General features: G+C 64.9%; 15 protein-coding genes. 12 read left to right on the top strand and 3 right to left on the bottom strand.

What is annotated here, in order from left to right; all coding sequences use genetic code 11:
• Positions 1 to 76: 76 nt before the first annotated feature.
• Positions 77 to 1,579 (bottom strand): glycerol-3-phosphate dehydrogenase, encoded by a 1,503-nt coding sequence (gene glpD, locus AC5P8D_RS13320; protein ID WP_100446777.1) that lies wholly within the window; start codon positions 1,577 to 1,579, stop codon positions 77 to 79.
• 245 nt (positions 1,580 to 1,824) lie between these two features.
• Positions 1,825 to 2,460: an OmpW/AlkL family protein gene (locus tag AC5P8D_RS13325; protein ID WP_010481310.1), complete on the bottom strand. Its 636-nt coding sequence runs from the start codon at positions 2,458 to 2,460 to the stop codon at positions 1,825 to 1,827.
• A gap of 186 nt (positions 2,461 to 2,646) precedes the next feature.
• Here AC5P8D_RS13325 and AC5P8D_RS13330 point away from each other — a divergent pair, with 186 nt between their 5' ends.
• The 3 genes from AC5P8D_RS13330 (at position 2,647) to lpdA (ending at position 6,948) form a co-directional block, all read left to right on the top strand.
• Positions 2,647 to 3,162, top strand: a complete 516-nt coding sequence (locus AC5P8D_RS13330) for a DNA-deoxyinosine glycosylase (protein WP_029379745.1) — start codon at positions 2,647 to 2,649, stop codon at positions 3,160 to 3,162.
• 167 nt (positions 3,163 to 3,329) lie between these two features.
• A complete protein-coding gene (gene aceF / locus AC5P8D_RS13335; RefSeq protein ID WP_100446775.1) occupies positions 3,330 to 5,033 on the top strand; it encodes a dihydrolipoyllysine-residue acetyltransferase in 1,704 nt (567 codons plus the stop codon).
• A gap of 106 nt (positions 5,034 to 5,139) precedes the next feature.
• Positions 5,140 to 6,948, top strand: coding sequence for a dihydrolipoyl dehydrogenase (gene lpdA / locus AC5P8D_RS13340; protein ID WP_495203402.1), 1,809 nt, complete (start codon positions 5,140 to 5,142; stop codon positions 6,946 to 6,948).
• A 443-nt stretch (positions 6,949 to 7,391) separates the two neighbouring features.
• On the opposite strand, the gene AC5P8D_RS13345 is transcribed toward lpdA, so the two are convergent.
• Complete coding sequence (locus AC5P8D_RS13345) at positions 7,392 to 8,210, bottom strand: hypothetical protein (protein WP_010481314.1); 819 nt, start codon at positions 8,208 to 8,210, stop codon at positions 7,392 to 7,394.
• 459 nt (positions 8,211 to 8,669) lie between these two features.
• Here AC5P8D_RS13345 and AC5P8D_RS13350 point away from each other — a divergent pair, with 459 nt between their 5' ends.
• The 9 genes from AC5P8D_RS13350 (at position 8,670) to AC5P8D_RS13390 (ending at position 15,873) form a co-directional block, all read left to right on the top strand.
• On the top strand, positions 8,670 to 9,035 hold the full coding sequence (locus AC5P8D_RS13350; RefSeq protein WP_006394654.1) for a hypothetical protein: 366 nt from the start codon (positions 8,670 to 8,672) through the stop codon (positions 9,033 to 9,035).
• A 31-nt stretch (positions 9,036 to 9,066) separates the two neighbouring features.
• Complete coding sequence (gene atpB / locus AC5P8D_RS13355) at positions 9,067 to 9,867, top strand: F0F1 ATP synthase subunit A (RefSeq protein WP_010481316.1); 801 nt, start codon at positions 9,067 to 9,069, stop codon at positions 9,865 to 9,867.
• A 73-nt stretch (positions 9,868 to 9,940) separates the two neighbouring features.
• Positions 9,941 to 10,246: a F0F1 ATP synthase subunit C gene (gene atpE / locus AC5P8D_RS13360; RefSeq protein ID WP_005411133.1), complete on the top strand. Its 306-nt coding sequence runs from the start codon at positions 9,941 to 9,943 to the stop codon at positions 10,244 to 10,246.
• A 106-nt stretch (positions 10,247 to 10,352) separates the two neighbouring features.
• Entirely contained in the window at positions 10,353 to 10,823 is a 471-nt protein-coding gene (locus AC5P8D_RS13365) for a F0F1 ATP synthase subunit B (RefSeq protein ID WP_005419512.1), read from the top strand.
• A gap of 2 nt (positions 10,824 to 10,825) precedes the next feature.
• Positions 10,826 to 11,353 (top strand): F0F1 ATP synthase subunit delta, encoded by a 528-nt coding sequence (locus AC5P8D_RS13370; RefSeq protein WP_010481321.1) that lies wholly within the window; start codon positions 10,826 to 10,828, stop codon positions 11,351 to 11,353.
• A 44-nt stretch (positions 11,354 to 11,397) separates the two neighbouring features.
• Positions 11,398 to 12,945, top strand: coding sequence for a F0F1 ATP synthase subunit alpha (atpA, locus tag AC5P8D_RS13375; protein ID WP_005411130.1), 1,548 nt, complete (start codon positions 11,398 to 11,400; stop codon positions 12,943 to 12,945).
• Between the two features lie 83 nt (positions 12,946 to 13,028).
• On the top strand, positions 13,029 to 13,892 hold the full coding sequence (gene atpG / locus AC5P8D_RS13380) for a F0F1 ATP synthase subunit gamma (RefSeq protein WP_010481324.1): 864 nt from the start codon (positions 13,029 to 13,031) through the stop codon (positions 13,890 to 13,892).
• A 38-nt stretch (positions 13,893 to 13,930) separates the two neighbouring features.
• The gene (atpD, locus tag AC5P8D_RS13385) at positions 13,931 to 15,337 is read left to right on the top strand and encodes a F0F1 ATP synthase subunit beta (protein ID WP_010481327.1); all 1,407 of its coding nucleotides are present in this window, start codon (positions 13,931 to 13,933) and stop codon (positions 15,335 to 15,337) included.
• 113 nt (positions 15,338 to 15,450) lie between these two features.
• A complete protein-coding gene (locus AC5P8D_RS13390; RefSeq protein ID WP_005419509.1) occupies positions 15,451 to 15,873 on the top strand; it encodes a F0F1 ATP synthase subunit epsilon in 423 nt (140 codons plus the stop codon).
• The last annotated feature ends 87 nt before the right edge of the window (positions 15,874 to 15,960 follow it).

Here is a 15,960-nt window from a genome sequence, read left to right on the forward strand (position 1 = left end):
TAATGCATCGATCGCGTCGCGCGCGGCCGCCCTGGTAGCTGCCAACCCTGGTTGGCACACGTGGCAACACGGGGGGTCAGAGCCCGTTCCGTGGGAAAGGGATCCGCCCCCCCATCCACGCCTGCAGCCGCGCCACCTGCGCCGCATCCAGCCGCAACCCCAGCTTGCTCCGCCGCCACAGCACGTCCTCGGCATCCAGGGCCCATTCGTGCTCACGCAGGAAGGCGACTTCCCGCGCATGCAGGCCGCCGCCAAAGTCCTCGCCAAGATCGTTCACACCCTGCAGGCCATGCAGCAGCTCCGCGCTGCGGCTGCCGTAGGCGCCGGCCCAGCGGCGTGCGATTTCCTCGGGCAACCACGGTGCCAGCGCCCGCAGGCGGGAGCGCGCCTGTGCGGCGTCACCCCAGTCGCTGCCCGGCAGCGGGTCTCCATCTGCCGTCCAGGCCGGTCCCATCTGTGGCAGAGCTGGCCGCAGCAGGTTCAGCGCTTCTTCGGCCAGCACCCGGTAGGTGGTCAGCTTGCCGCCCAGCACATGCAGCGCCGGCGCCGGGTCGGACTGCAGCTGAAGGCGGTAGTCTCGGCTCAGCTTTGCCGCACGCGGGTCCGGGTCGGCCAGTAGTGGGCGCACACCGGCGAACTGCCAGACCACGTCTTGCGCAGTGATCGGCTCGCGCAGATAACGGTTGGCGGCCGCGCACAGGTAGCTCACCTCGGAGGGCAGTACGCCGCAGCGCGCCGGGTCACCGCGGTAGTCGGTGTCGGTGGTGCCGACCAGCAGATGATCGTGGGCGAACGGCAGCAGGAACACCACGCGGCCATCGGGCTGCTGCAGCAGGCAGGCACTGTCACCGGGCCAGGGACGGCGCAGCACGATGTGGCTGCCTTGTACCAGCCGCAGTGACGGGCCGCCGCTGCGTGCCTCCATCTGCTCCAGCAGGCCGCCGGCCCATGGACCGGCCGCATTGGCGACGGCGCGCGCGGTCACATGATGCTGTCCATCGGCGGATTCCAGCATGGCCTGCCAATGGCCCTGTACAGGGCGCAGCTCGATGCAGCGGCTGCGCACATGTACCTGCGCGCCACGTTGGGCAGCGTCCAGGGCGTTGAGCAGCACCAGGCGCGCGTCATCCACCTGCGCGTCGGCGTAGCTGAAGGCCTGCCGCAGGTCCGGAGAGAGCCAAGGGCCGAGCGGATCACGCTGAAGGTCCAGGGCGTGCGAGGCGGGAAATGCCGGGCTGCGCCGGCCCAGGTGGTCGTACAGCCACAGTCCCATGCGCAGCATCCAGCGTGGGCGCAGGTGGGGCTCCCACGGCAGTACGAAGCGCAATGGATGGACCAGATGGGGCGCCTGCCGGCGTACCACCTCGCGTTCGCCCAGCGCCTTGCGCACCAGGCCCAGCTCGCCCTGTTCCAGGTAACGCAGGCCGCCGTGGACCAGTTTGCTGCTGGCACTGGAGGTATGCGCGGCCAGGTCGTGCTGTTCGCACAGCAGCACGCGCAGGCCGCGGCCGCTGGCATCACGGGCGATGCCGGCGCCGTTGATGCCGCCACCGATCACCAGCAGGTCGACGTCGTGCATCGTGCCTCCGCATCCTGTTTATGTAGAGCCGAGCCGCGCCACCATTGACCGTGGGCGCCGTTGAACGTAACGCATCGCAATGCGCGCGGAGCCCGCCGCTCGACTCGGGATAGGGGCTTGGCTCGACTCTACATAAAAGCAGCCGAGCATGGGCTCGGCTCTACAGGTGGAACGCGGGTGACAGAAACGACGACGGGCCCCGAAGGGCCCGTCGCGTTACATCAGTGAAGCAGGTGCAGCCTGGATCAGAAGCGGGCGCCGATGCCGAAGCCGACGGTCCACGGATCCATCTTGGCTTCGCCGATCTTCTCGCCGCCCACCTTCACGTCCGGGCGCGAACGCATGTAGCGGGCGTCAGCACGGGCGAACCAGGTGGAGTTGATGTTCATGTCCACACCGACGGTGCCGATCACGCCCTTGGCATCCTTGAAGCGGATGTCGGTGTCAGCGCCGTTGCCCAGCTTCTCGTTGCTGAAGCTCGACTGGTAGTAGCCCACGCCCACGAACGGGCGGAACACGTTGTCAGCCTGACCGAAGTGGTACTGGCCGCTCAGCGCGATCGGCTGCTGCTCGACCGAGCCCAGGCGGGCGTTGTCCGGGCCCTTGAACTTGTTGTCGAACTTGTCGGCAGCGCCCCACAGCTCAACGGCCCAGTTGTCGTTGATGTAGTAGCTGAAGCTGACGGTCGGCGCCGGGCCACCATCGGTCTTCTTCACGCCGGTGATCGGGTCGTTCTTCGGTTCCAGCAGCGAGATGCCGCCAACAACGGCAAAATGCTTGCCCGAAGCGGTGTCGGTGCTGCTGCTGTCCTGGGCGAAAGCGGCCGGCGCGAAGGCGGCGGAGGTCAGCAGGGCGAGACTCAGGATACGGATGGAGCGCATGGGGGTATCTCCTAATGTTTCTTGTTTTGGGCCCCCGGTTGCGGGGCGAGCACACCGTAGTCGCCCCAACATGAATCGAATCCGACGCACGTTAAAAAATAGTTTTCCTTGTTCAGCGACCGGAGCGAAAAGCCTGTTTTCATGGGCTTTTCGGCCTTCGGCGACATTCATGCAGTTGGAGAAGATGTGAGCGAAGCAACGGTGTGCATCGGCCTGCAAGCGCAGGTGAACATGAAGTGCCGGGTGCTGCTGCTGGGTTCGATGCCCGGCGTTGCGTCATTGCAGGAGCAGCGCTACTACGCGCATCCGCGCAATCGCTTCTGGCCTGTGCTGGCCGATATCTGTGGCTTCGACGCGGGTCTGCCCTATGCGCAGCGACTGCAGGCACTACAGGCGGCAGGTATCGGCCTGTGGGATGTGATCGGCCAGTGCGAGCGGCGCGGCAGCCTGGATGCCGACATCGTGCGTGGCACGGAAGTGCCCAATGCGCTGCCGGCATTGATCGCTTCGCTTCCTGAGCTGGAGCTGATCGGCTGCAACGGTGCCGCTTCGCTGAAGGCATTCCAGCGTTGGGTGCTGCCCTGCCTGGAGACTCCGCCAAGGCTGCTGGCACTGCCGTCCACCAGCCCGGCCAACGCGGCCTGGTCGCTGCCGCGGCTGCGCCAGGCCTGGCAGCCGGTAGCCGACGCACTGGCGACATGAAGCGGACATCGTCCGGACAATACGCTACCGACTGGTCGCGGCCGCAACCCATGAGCAACAGCGTGTCCCGGCTGCGTGAGTACTGAAAACACCTGTAACGGTTGGCGCTGGCCCCCGCTGGCCGCACAATAGACGTTTCCCTACACCAGATTGCCGGAGTTATCCCCATGGCCGAAATCAAGGAAGCACTTGTCCCCGATATCGGTGACTACAGCGATATCCCGGTAATCGAGGTGCTTGTCGCCGTCGGCGACACGGTCAAGAAGGACCAGGGCCTGGTGACGCTGGAAAGTGACAAGGCGACCATGGAAGTGCCGTCGTCGGTGGCTGGCGTGGTCAAGGAACTGAAGGTCAAGGTCGGCGACAGCCTGTCCGAAGGCAAGGTCGTGGCGCTGATCGAAGTGGCCGAAGGCGAAGCCGCCAAGCCGGCCGCTGCTGCTCCGGCACCGGCCAAGGCCGCTGCCCCGGCTGCCGCTACCCAGAGCGCGCCGGCTCCGGCCGCTGCTGCCCCGGCCGCCAGCGGTGGCGCGGTGGAGGCGCTGGTGCCGGATATCGGCGATTACTCCGGCATCCCGGTCATCGAAGTGCTGGTCGCCGTCGGCGACACGGTCAAGAAGGACCAGGGCCTGGTCACGCTGGAAAGCGACAAGGCCACCATGGAAGTGCCGTCGTCGGTGGCCGGTGTGGTCAAGGAGATCAAGGTCAAGGTTGGCGACAATCTGTCGCAGGGCAATGTGGTCGCCATCATCGAAGCCGAGGGCGCAGGCGCACCGGCGCCGACCAAGGCTGCCGCCGCCGCCGCTCCGGCTGCCGCCGAGACCGCCACCAAGGTCGAGCCGGTCGCTGTGCCGGCGCAGCCGGACAGGCTGGCGGCCCGCGAGATCGCCTCGGCCGGTACCCCGTCCAGCCCGCCGGTGCAGTTCAACGCCGATGGCGTGCTGCCGGCCAAGGTGCCGTATGCCACCCCGGCGGTGCGTGTGTTCGCCCGCGAACTGGGCGTGGACCTGCTGCAGATCAACGGCACCGAGAAGGGTGGCCGAATCACCAAGGGTGACGTGCAGAAGTTCGTCAAGGCCGCACTCAGCGGTGGCGTGCCGGCTGCCGGCGGTGCTGCCGTCGCTGCCGGTGGTGGCCTGAACCTGCTGCCGTGGCCGAAGGTCGACTTCAGCAAGTTCGGCGAGACCGAAGTCCAGCCGCTGTCGCGCATCAAGAAGATCTCGGGTGCGAACCTGGCCCGCAACTGGGCCATGATCCCGCACGTCACCCAGTTCGAGCAGGCTGACATCACCGATCTGGAAGGCCTGCGCGTGGCGCTGAACAAGGAAAACGAGAAGGCCGGCATCAAGCTGACCATGCTCGCCTTCCTGATCAAGGCCAGTGCCGCGGCACTGAAGAAGTTCCCGGAATTCAACGCCTCGCTCGATGCCAGCGGTGAAAACCTGACCCTGAAGAAGTACTTCCACATCGGCTTTGCCGCCGATACGCCGAACGGCCTGGTCGTGCCGGTGATCCGCGACGTGGACAAGAAGGGTGTGGTGCAGATCGCGCAGGAAACCGGCGAACTGGCCAAGAAGGCGCGCGACGGCAAGCTGGGCCCGGCCGACATGAGCGGCGGCTGCTTCTCGATCAGCTCGCTGGGTGGCATCGGTGGCACTGCGTTCACCCCGATCGTCAATGCACCGGAAGTGGCCATCCTGGGCGTGTCCAAGTCCTCCATCCAGCCGGTCTGGAACGGCAAGGAATTCGCGCCGAAGCTGATGCTGCCGCTGTCGCTGAGCTACGACCACCGCGTCATCGACGGCGCCCTGGCCGCACGCTTCACCACGTACCTGTCGCAGGTACTGGCCGACATGCGCCGCGTGCTGCTGTAAGGCACCGTTTCGCCCCCACCGTGCGGCCGCAGCCCCTGGCGCGGCCGCGTGAACAGATGCAGTGACAGTCCGCCGGCCATGCCAGGCGGGCACGAGGAAAACCACCATGGCCACGATTGAAGTCAAGGTTCCCGACATCGGCGATTACAGCGATGTGCCGGTGATCGAAGTATTGGTCGCCGTTGGCGACACGGTGAAGAAGGATCAGGGTCTGGTGACCCTGGAATCGGACAAGGCCACTCTGGAAGTGCCGTCCTCGGCTGCTGGCGTGGTCAAGGAAATCAAGGTCAAGCTGGGCGACACCCTGTCCGAGGGTGCCGTGGTCGTGGTGCTGGACGCTGAAGGCGTCGCCGAAGCCCCAGCCAAGGCCGCTGCGCCGGCTCCGGCAGCAGCTGCTCCGGCCAGCAAGCCGCCGGTGACCCCGTCGCACCGCGCCCCGGCCGAACCTGCCGCACCGAAGCCGGCGTTGTCCAGCGGCAAGCCGGCCGACATCGAATGCGAGATGGTTGTGCTGGGCTCCGGTCCGGGCGGCTACACGGCGGCGTTCCGCGCCGCCGACGTCGGCCTGGATACGGTGCTGGTCGAGCGCTACGCCAGCCTCGGCGGCGTCTGCCTCAATGTCGGCTGCATTCCGTCCAAGGCACTGCTGCATGCTGCTGCGGTGATCGACGAAGTGGCCCACGCCGGTGATTTCGGCGTCGAGTTCGGCAAGCCGACCATCACCCTGGACAAGCTGCGCCAGTACAAGGAAAAAGTCGTCAACCAGCTGACCAAGGGCCTGGCCGGCATGGCCAAGCAGCGCAAGGTCCGCAACGTGCAGGGCGTCGGCAAGTTCGTTTCCGCCAACGAACTGGAAATCACCGGAGCTGACGGCAGCACCCAGCTGCTGCGCTTCCAGAAGTGCATCATCGCCGCCGGTTCGCAGGCGGTGAAGCTGCCGAACTTCCCGTGGGACGACAAGCGCGTGATGGATTCCACCGACGCGCTGGAGCTGGCCGAAGTGCCGGGCTCGCTGCTGGTCGTCGGTGGCGGCATCATCGGCCTGGAAATGGCCACCGTGTACGGTGCGCTGGGCAGCAAGGTCACCGTGGTCGAGTTCATGGACCAGCTGATGCCGGGCGCCGACAAGGACCTGGTCAAGCCGCTGGCCGACCGCCTGAAGAAGCAGGGCATCGAAGTGCACCTGAAGACCAAGGCCTCGGGCGTCACCGCCGATGCCAAGGGCATCACCGTCACCTTCGAAGCTGCCGAGGAAGGCCAGGCGCCGGCATTGGCGCAGGGCACCTTCGACCGCGTGCTGGTGGCCGTGGGCCGCTCGCCGAACGGCAGGAAGATCGATGCCGAGAAGGCCGGCGTGCAGGTCACCGAGCGTGGCTTCATCCCGGTGGATCGCCAGATGCGCACCAACGTGCCGCACATCTTTGCCATCGGCGACATCGTCGGCAACCCGATGCTGGCCCACAAGGCCACGCACGAAGGCAAGCTGGCCGCCGAAGTGGCTGCCGGCCACAAGAAGGAGTGGGTGGCCCGCGTGATTCCGTCGGTGGCCTACACCAACCCTGAAATCGCTTGGGTCGGCGTGACCGAGACCGAAGCCAAGGCCAAGGGCCTGAAGGTGGGCGTGGCCAAGTTCCCGTGGGCCGCCAGTGGCCGCGCGATCGGCATCGGCCGTACCGAGGGCTTCACCAAGCTGATCTTCGACGAAGAGACCCACCGCATCATCGGTGGTGCGATCGTTGGCGTGCATGCCGGTGACCTGCTGGCCGAGATCGGCCTGGCCATCGAGATGGGTGCCGAAGCCGAAGACATCGGCCACACCATCCATGCGCACCCGACACTGAGCGAATCGGTGGCAATGGCCTCGGAAATCTACGACGGCACGATCACCGATCTGTACATGCCGAAGAAGAAGTAAGGCGCCTGCGCCGTTCCAAATGAAAAGCCCCGGCATTTGCCGGGGTTTTTTTGTTGAGCCTCGATCACTCTCATTGCGAGCGTTCGGGCCGCAGCGCGGGTGGCAGGCATTTGGACAAATGTCCCCCGTCGCCCGCCTGTGGCGGTCGCCTCCTCCTTTACTTTGTCCAAACGCCTGCCACCCACGCAGCGGCTCGGCTTGCGGATAGTAAGAGCCCGTGCCAAAGCCGCCCGGATGCCTGACACGCGGGGGGAGAGGGGCTTGCGTGCGAAGTAAAGGAGGAGGTGACGGCCGCAGGCCGGCGCCGGGGGACATTCGCTCGCAAGCCCCTCTCCCCCCGCGCTCGACCAACCCGCTTCTGCTTGACCGTGCAAACAAAAAAGCGCGGCCCCGATGTTCCGGAGGCCGCGCCAGGAGAGAGAATGCCGTGGAAGGGGCGGGTGTCAGAACACGAAGCTGACGCCGGCCACCGGGCCCTTGAATTCCTGCTTCAGGCCGATGGTGCCGTCGCTGCCCTTCTTGTCCGCGTCCAGCTTGAACCAGTCATAGCCGGCGAACACGCCGAAGTTCTTCGTGAAGCGGTAATCGACGATGGCGTTGGCGCGGCTCAGGTCGCCCTTGTAGTCATCAAAGCTGCCCCAGCGCGTGTTGAGGTACTGGCCCTGCAGCGTGATCATCCACTTCTCGGACGGGGTGAAACTCAGCCGCGCACCGACCACCGGCGCCACGCCGTCGGTCTTCTCGTTGAGGAACTGGCCTTCGTAGACGGTGCCCAGATCGGCGTAGGCCTTGGTGCTCACCTTGGCGTACTCGGCACCCAGCTGCAGGCCGAGGTCGAAGGTATCGGTGTCCACCACCGAGTAGTCATAGACCAGGCTGGCGACCTGGTACTTCAGCTCGCCCTTGACGAAACTGCCCGACGGCACGTTGACGTCACCGAAGGAAATGTCCTGGCCGAGAGTCTCGCGGCGGTCCTTGTCGTACTTGAAGTAGTTGAACAGCAGGCGCTGGCGGTTGCTGATGCGGAACATGCCGTCGATGCGTGGTTCCCACTCCTTGCCACCCAGCTTGAAGTCCTCGGAGAAACCGATGTCCTGGCCGGCCACGTTGGTCTTGCCGCGGAGAGTATTGTCCGAGTCGATGTTCATCGCACCCAGGCGCAGGGCGAAGCGGTCGTCGCCTTCAGCGGCGTGGGCGGCAGTGGCGAACGAGGCGCCGGCGGCGAGCAGGGAGAGGGCGAGCAGGGTGGGTACAGGGCGCATCGAAGAGTCCTTGCAGTGGTTCATCAGAATGAAGACCACTGTGCCGGACAGGCCCGTCCACCATCCGTGAACGTATGGTCCACGGCGTGTGCACGGTTCAGCGCTGTCGCTACGATGCAAAAAGATGGCCCCGGAGCCGGGCTTCGGGGCCATCGTGGGACCTGCGGGGCGGAGCGTCGACGAGGTTGCTGCAGGCAGGTCGAAAGATCGGACCGGCGCATTCGGCGAAAGTTCCGCCGGATGCGACCAAAGTTCAATATTGCGCCGCAGCATCATACGGACGTCATTGTCCCCCGGGTGGCACGCAAAAATGTAACCGTTACCGCAACTTGCGGCTTCCCGGGATGAACAGGCAGCGGTTGTCTCGCAAATTGTCCCATTGCTATAATTTGGCGGCTCGATGAGGCCCCCCTGCTGTAGCCGCCTCAGCCCTCCACTTGCAACCACGCGGGACGTCCTGTGCTGAACTCCGTTGATGCGGGTCGGCGACTGATGCTGCGCGCCGCGGTCTACCCGCTGGCCGCAGTGGCTGTCCTGGCCCTGGCCTTCCTGCTGGTAGGTCCGAAATATGCCCTCGGCGCGCTGGCGTCCGGTGTGGCCATTTCGGCCGGTGGCTGGGTGGCGGCACGGATGGCACTGGGTGGTGGGGCACTGGCCGCAGGATCGGCGATGGCTCGCCTGATCATTGCGATCGTGGCCAAGTGGGTGGTGGTTTTCGGCGTCCTGCTGGTGGGGTTCCTGGTCTTCAAGCTGCCTGCATTGGCGCTGTTGGCCGGTATCGCCGTCGGCTTGATGTTCCAGGTCCTGGCCATGGCCAGGCGTTGACAGAATTCAATTAACTGAAGGTTCCGGACACATGGCGGGCGAGGCTCTAACCCCTACCAGCTACATCCAGCATCACCTGCACAACCTGACCGCACCGGTCGGCAAGGGTGAGGGTATGTTCTGGCATATCCACGTCGATACCTTCCTCACTGCGGTCCTGATGGGCCTGGTGATCGTTGTCGCGTTCTGGCTGGGGACCCGCAAGGCCACCGCCGGCGTGCCGGGCAAGTGGCAGGCCTTCGTCGAGATCTGCCTGGAGTTCGTCGACCGCCAGGCCAAGGACACCTACCACGGCAAGAGCAAGCTGGTCACGCCGATCGCCATCACCATCTTCTTCTGGATTCTGCTGATGAATCTGCTGAAGATGATCCCGGCCGATTTCATCGCCAAGCCGCTGGAGTGGGTGGGCGTGCACTACTGGAAGCCGGTCCCGACCGCTGACGTCAATGCCACCCTGGGCATGGCCATCAGCGTGTTCTTCCTGATGCTGTTCTTCGCACTGAAGTCGAAGGGCCTGGGTGGCTTCATCAAGGAATTCCTGACGGCGCCGTTCGGCAAGTGGATGATGCCGTTCAACCTGATCCTCAACATCGTCGAGTGGCTGAGCAAGCCGATCTCGCTGGCGATGCGACTGTTCGGCAACATGTTCGGCGGCGAAATCGTGTTCCTGCTGATCTGGGTGCTGGGTGGTGCCGGTTTCTTCGGTGCCATTGCCGGTGGTGTGTTCGGCCTCGGCTGGATGCTGTTCCACCTGCTGGTGATCCCGCTGCAGGCCTTCATCTTCATGATGCTGTCGATCGTGTACCTGAGCCTGTCGGAAGACGCTCACTGAGTTTCAAGCTTCAACGCGTTTCAACCTTCATCCGTTTCATCACCCTTAGCAACTTAAGTTCCTGGAGATAACCATGTACTTCGCCGTCCTGACCAACTTCGCGCAGATTCAGAGCTCCACCGCCCTTGCCGTCGGCATCATGATCGGCCTGGCCGCGCTGGGCGCCGGTCTGGGTCTGGCCATCATGGCTGGTAAGTTCCTGGAGTCGGCCGCCCGCCAGCCGGAACTGATCCCGGTCCTGCAGGTCCGTATGTTCATCACCGCCGGCCTGATCGACGCCGCGTTCATCATCTCGGTCGCCGTCGGCCTGCTGCTGGCCTTCGCCAACCCGCTGTCGGCTGCCTTCGCTGGCGCCGTCACCAAGGCTCTGGCCGGCTGATACAGCGGTTTGAGACGACCGGGTGCTGATGCACCCGGTTTCGGATGAAGGCCGGATGCGCCGCTACGGCGGCGCGTCCACCCCGAAACCAGCGATCGAGCTAACCATGAATATCAATTTCACCCTTCTTGCGCAGGCGCTGGCCTTCGCTGGTCTGATCTGGATCATCGCGACCAAGATCTGGCCGCCGCTGATGAACGCGATCGAAGAGCGCCAGCAGAAGATTGCTGAAGGCCTCGCTGCTGCCGACCGCAGCCAGAAAGATCTGGCCCAGGCGCAGGAGAAGGTCAACGAAGCGCTGAAGGAAGCACGCACCAAGGCCAACGAGATCATCGATCAGGCCCACGCACGTGCCAACCAGATCGTTGATGCTGCCCGTAACGAAGCGATCACCGAAGCCACCCGTCAGAAGGAACTGGCCCAGGCTGAAATCGACGCCGCCGCCAACCGCGCCCGTGAAGATCTGCGCAAGCAGGTGTCCGCGCTGGCCGTGACCGGTGCCGAAAAGCTGCTCAAGCGCGAAATCGACGCCAACGCCCACAAGGCGCTGCTCGACGAGCTGGCCTCGGAGATCTAAGGATGAGCCAGGCCCTCACGCTTGCCCGCCCGTACGCCCGCGCCGCGTTCGCGACCGCGCGCGACGAAGGCGCGTTCGCGCCGTGGTCGGATGCCCTTGCGTTCTCCGCCCACGTCGCCGCCGACCCGCGCGTGGCGGCCCTGCTCGCCAACCCGGAGCTGGGTCGTGACGACGCCGTCGCCCTGCTGGCGCCGGTGTCGCACGGCGAGACCTACTCGCGCTTCCTGGCCATCCTGGCCGAATCGCATCGTCTGCCGCTGCTGCCGGAAATCTCCGGCATGTTCGACGCCCTGCGCGCCGAAGCCGAGCACGTGGTCAAGGCCACCGTCACCTCGGCCGCCGAACTGTCGGCCAGTGAGCTGGACGCGATCAAGGTCGCGCTGCGCAAGCGCTTCAACCGCGAGGTCGATGTGACCACCGCGGTTGATGCCTCGCTGATCGGCGGCGCCGTGATCGACGCCGGCGACGTGGTCATCGATGGTTCGCTGAAGGGCAAGCTGGCCCGTCTGCAGACCGCGCTCGCTAACTGAATTCATTTAACGTCCGGCCCCGCTGCCGGCACTAGGACTTGACGATGGCAACCACGCTCAACCCCTCCGAAATCAGCGAACTGATCAAGAACCGCATCGAGAAGGTCAAGCTGGCCGCGGAATCGCGCAACGAAGGCACCGTGACCAGCGTGTCCGACGGCATCGTGCGCATCTTCGGTCTGGCCGACGTGATGCAGGGCGAAATGATCGAACTGCCGAACAACACCTTCGCCCTGGCCCTGAACCTGGAGCGCGACTCGGTCGGCGCCGTGGTGCTGGGTGACTACGAGCACCTGCGCGAAGGCGACGTCGCCAAGACCACCGGCCGCATCCTGGAAGTGCCGGTTGGTCCGGAGCTGCTGGGCCGCGTCGTGAACGCGCTGGGCGAACCGATCGACGGCAAGGGCCCGCTGGGCACCGACCTGACCGCTCCGGTGGAGCGTGTTGCTCCGGGCGTGATCTGGCGCAAGTCGGTCGACCAGCCGGTGCAGACCGGTTACAAGTCGGTCGACTCGATGATCCCGATCGGCCGTGGCCAGCGCGAGCTGATCATCGGTGACCGCCAGACCGGCAAGACCGCGATGGCGATCGATGCGGTGATCAACCAGAAGGGCACCGGCATCAAGTGCGTGTACGTTGCGATCGGCCAGAAGGCTTCGACCATCGCCAACATCGTGCGCAAGCTGGAAGAGAACGGCGCGCTGGCCCACACCATCGTGGTGGCCGCGACTGCTTCCGAATCGGCTGCCATGCAGTACATCAGCGCCTACTCGGGCTGCACCATGGGTGAGTACTTCATGGACCGCGGCGAAGACGCGCTGATCGTGTACGACGATCTGTCCAAGCAGGCCGTTGCCTACCGCCAGATCTCGCTGCTGCTGAAGCGCCCGCCGGGCCGTGAAGCCTACCCGGGTGACGTGTTCTACCTGCACTCCCGCCTGCTCGAGCGCGCTGCCCGCGTGTCCGAGGAATACGTCGAGAAGTTCACCGAAGGCAAGGTCACCGGCAAGACCGGTTCGCTGACCGCGCTGCCGATCATCGAAACCCAGGCCGGCGACGTGTCCGCCTTCGTTCCGACCAACGTGATCTCGATCACCGACGGTCAGATCTTCCTGGAAACCGACCTGTTCAACGCCGGCATCCGCCCGGCCGTGAACGCCGGTATCTCGGTGTCGCGCGTCGGTGGCTCGGCCCAGACCAAGATCATCAAGAAGCTGTCGGGCGGCATCCGTATCTCGCTGGCCCAGTACCGCGAGCTGGCTGCGTTCGCGCAGTTCGCCTCGGATCTGGACGAGGCGACCCGCAAGCAGCTGGAGCGTGGCCAGCGCGTCACCGAGCTGATGAAGCAGAAGCAGTACGCGCCGATGTCGATCGCCAACCAGGCGCTGTCGATCTACGCCGTCAACGAGGGTTACCTCGACGACGTGCCGGTCAACAAGCTGCTGGCGTTCGAAGAAGGCCTGCACGCCCACTTCGCCAACACCCAGGGCGAACTGGTCAGCAAGGTCAACGCCACCGGCGGTTGGGACAATGACATCGAAGGTGCCTTCAAGAAGGGCATCGCCGAGTTCAAGACCACCGGCAGCTGGTAATCCAGCGCTCGTAGAGCGGGGCTCGCCCCGCTCAAACGGTTGAACAACGCGGGGCATCAGCCCCGCGCCACGGGAAACAAGAGATGGCAAGCGGACGCGAAATCAAAACCAAGATCAAGAGCGTGCAGAACACCCGCAAGGTGACGCGCGCCCTGGAAATGGTCTCGGCCTCCAAGATCCGCAAGGCGCAGGATCGGATGAAGACCTCGCGTCCGTACGCGCAGGCGATGAAGCAGGTGATCGGCCACCTGGCCCAGGCCAGCACCGACTACCAGCATCCGTTCCTGGTCGAGCGCGAGCAGGTCAAGCGGGTCGGGTTCATCGTGATCTCCTCCGATCGCGGCCTGGCCGGCGGCCTGAACAACAACCTGTTCCGCAAGATGCTGGGCGAAGCCAAGGCATGGCAGGACAAGGGTGCGGAAGTGGACCTGGTGACCATCGGCCAGAAGGCATCGACCTTCTTCCGCCGCGTGAAGGTCAACATGGTCGGCAGCGTGACCCACATCGGCGACGTGCCGAAGCTGGAATCGCTGATCGGTGTGATCAAGGTCATGCTCGACGCCTTCACCGAAGGCAAGGTCGACCGCGTGTACCTGGTCTACAACCGCTTCGTGAATACCATGGTGCAGAAGGCCAGCTTCGATCAGCTGCTGCCGCTGCCGCCGGCTGAGAAGCAGGTCGCTCACCACGACTGGGATTACCTGTACGAACCCGATGCCGCGACCGTGCTGGAGCACGTGATGACGCGTTACATCGAGTCGCTGGTGTACCAGGCACTGCTGGAAAACGTCGCCTCCGAGCATGCCGCACGCATGGTTGCGATGAAGGCGGCGAGCGACAACGCCAACAAGCTGATCGGCACCCTCCAGCTCGTCTACAACAAGGCGCGCCAGGCAGCGATCACCCAGGAAATCTCCGAAATCGTCGGCGGCGCGGCAGCAGTCTGACCGCGTTCGTTCAAAGCACACATTTAGAGGATGCAGCAATGAGTCAGGGCAAGATCGTTCAGATCATCGGCGCGGTCGTCGACGTCGAATTCCCGCGTGAGTCGGTGCCGAAGGTGTACGACGCACTGAAGGTCGACAACACCGAAATCACCCTCGAAGTCCAGCAGCAGCTGGGTGACGGCGTGGTGCGTACCATCGCCCTCGGTTCCACCGACGGCCTGAAGCGCAACCTGGTTGCCACCAACACCAACCGCGGCATCTCCGTGCCGGTCGGCGCCGGCACCCTGGGCCGCATCATGGACGTGCTCGGCCGTCCGATTGACGAAGCCGGCCCGGTGGCCGCCAGCGACAGCTGGGAAATCCACCGTGCGGCCCCGTCGTACGAAGACCAGTCCCCGGCCACCGAACTGCTGGAAACCGGCATCAAGGTCATCGACCTGATGTGCCCGTTCGCCAAGGGCGGCAAGGTCGGCCTGTTCGGCGGCGCCGGCGTCGGCAAGACCGTCAACATGATGGAACTGATCAACAACATCGCCAAGGCGCACAGCGGTCTGTCCGTGTTCGCCGGCGTGGGTGAGCGTACCCGTGAGGGCAACGACTTCTACCACGAAATGAAGGACTCCAACGTCCTCGACAAGGTGGCGATGGTGTACGGCCAGATGAACGAGCCGCCAGGCAACCGTCTGCGCGTCGCCCTGACCGGCCTGACCATGGCCGAGTACTTCCGCGACGAGAAGGACGAAAACGGCAAGGGTAAGGACGTCCTGCTGTTTGTCGACAACATCTACCGCTATACCCTGGCTGGTACCGAAGTGTCGGCACTGCTGGGCCGTATGCCGTCGGCCGTGGGTTACCAGCCGACCCTGGCCGAGGAAATGGGCGTCCTGCAGGAGCGCATCACCTCGACCAAGAACGGTTCGATCACTTCGATCCAGGCCGTCTACGTTCCCGCGGACGACCTGACCGACCCGTCGCCGGCGACCACCTTCGCCCACCTGGACTCGACTGTCACCCTGTCGCGTTCGATCGCCTCGCTGGGTATCTACCCGGCCGTCGATCCGCTGGACTCCACCAGCCGCCAGATGGACCCGCTGGTCATCGGCCACGAGCATTACGACACCGCCCAGCGCGTCCAGCAGACCCTGCAGAAGTACAAGGAACTGAAGGACATCATCGCGATCCTGGGCATGGACGAGCTGTCCGAAGAGGACAAGCAGGCCGTGTCGCGCGCCCGTAAGATCGAGCGCTTCTTCAGCCAGCCGTTCCACGTGGCCGAAGTGTTCACCGGTTCGCCGGGCAAGTACGTGCCGCTGAAGGACACCATCCGTGGCTTCAAGGCCATCGTTGATGGCGAGTACGACCACCTGCCGGAGCAGGCGTTCTACATGGTCGGCGGCATCGAAGAAGCGGTCGAGAAGGCCAAGAAGATGGCCGAGAAGGCCTGATCCGGGACGGGCGGGAGCGATCCTGCCCGACCTGACGCCGGCGCCGGGCAACCGCCCGCGCCGGTGGACCCCCACGGTGGCATTGCGCCGCCGCGAACAGCGAAGAGATTTGCATGAGCACGATCCGTTGCGACATCGTCAGCGCCGAGCAGGAAATCTTCCGTGGCGAAGCGACCCTGGTCGTGGCCACCGGTGAGCTGGGCGAACTGGGCATCGCGCCCAAGCACGCGCCGCTGATCACCCGCCTGAAGCCGGGCAAGGTGGTGGTGACCACGCCGAACGGCGAGCAGCTGGATTTCGCCATTTCCGGCGGCATCCTGGAAGTGCAGCCGCAGGTGGTGACCGTGCTGGCCGACACCGCGATCCGCGCGCAGGACATCGACGAAGCCTCGGTCCGCAAGGCCAAGGAAGAAGCCGAGCGCATCCTGGCCAACCGCGGCGAGGCGATGGAAGTGGCTGAGGCCCAGCAGAAGCTGGCTGAAGCCGTTGTCCAGCTGCAGGCGCTGGAGCGCCTGCGCAAGAACCTCAAGCACTGATACGTGCTCGGGAACCATCGGCAGCAACGCCGGTAGTGATGGAAGATCGCCGGCTCAGTGCCGGCGATTTTCGTTGAGGAGAAGGGA

This window comes from Stenotrophomonas sp. YJH_SMC_101-4 (assembly GCF_059370395.1).

Coding starts and splice junctions, on each gene's coding strand:
- atpG (WP_010481324.1), top strand. CDS start 13,029: ATGGCAAGCGGACGCGAAATCAAAACCAAGATCAAGAGCGTGCAGAAC.
- AC5P8D_RS13325 (WP_010481310.1), bottom strand. CDS start 2,460: ATGCGCTCCATCCGTATCCTGAGTCTCGCCCTGCTGACCTCCGCCGCC.
- lpdA (WP_495203402.1), top strand. CDS start 5,140: ATGGCCACGATTGAAGTCAAGGTTCCCGACATCGGCGATTACAGCGAT.
- AC5P8D_RS13370 (WP_010481321.1), top strand. CDS start 10,826: ATGAGCCAGGCCCTCACGCTTGCCCGCCCGTACGCCCGCGCCGCGTTC.
- glpD (WP_100446777.1), bottom strand. CDS start 1,579: ATGCACGACGTCGACCTGCTGGTGATCGGTGGCGGCATCAACGGCGCC.
- AC5P8D_RS13365 (WP_005419512.1), top strand. CDS start 10,353: ATGAATATCAATTTCACCCTTCTTGCGCAGGCGCTGGCCTTCGCTGGT.
- atpE (WP_005411133.1), top strand. CDS start 9,941: ATGTACTTCGCCGTCCTGACCAACTTCGCGCAGATTCAGAGCTCCACC.
- atpB (WP_010481316.1), top strand. CDS start 9,067: ATGGCGGGCGAGGCTCTAACCCCTACCAGCTACATCCAGCATCACCTG.
- aceF (WP_100446775.1), top strand. CDS start 3,330: ATGGCCGAAATCAAGGAAGCACTTGTCCCCGATATCGGTGACTACAGC.
- AC5P8D_RS13390 (WP_005419509.1), top strand. CDS start 15,451: ATGAGCACGATCCGTTGCGACATCGTCAGCGCCGAGCAGGAAATCTTC.
- atpA (WP_005411130.1), top strand. CDS start 11,398: ATGGCAACCACGCTCAACCCCTCCGAAATCAGCGAACTGATCAAGAAC.
- AC5P8D_RS13345 (WP_010481314.1), bottom strand. CDS start 8,210: ATGCGCCCTGTACCCACCCTGCTCGCCCTCTCCCTGCTCGCCGCCGGC.
- atpD (WP_010481327.1), top strand. CDS start 13,931: ATGAGTCAGGGCAAGATCGTTCAGATCATCGGCGCGGTCGTCGACGTC.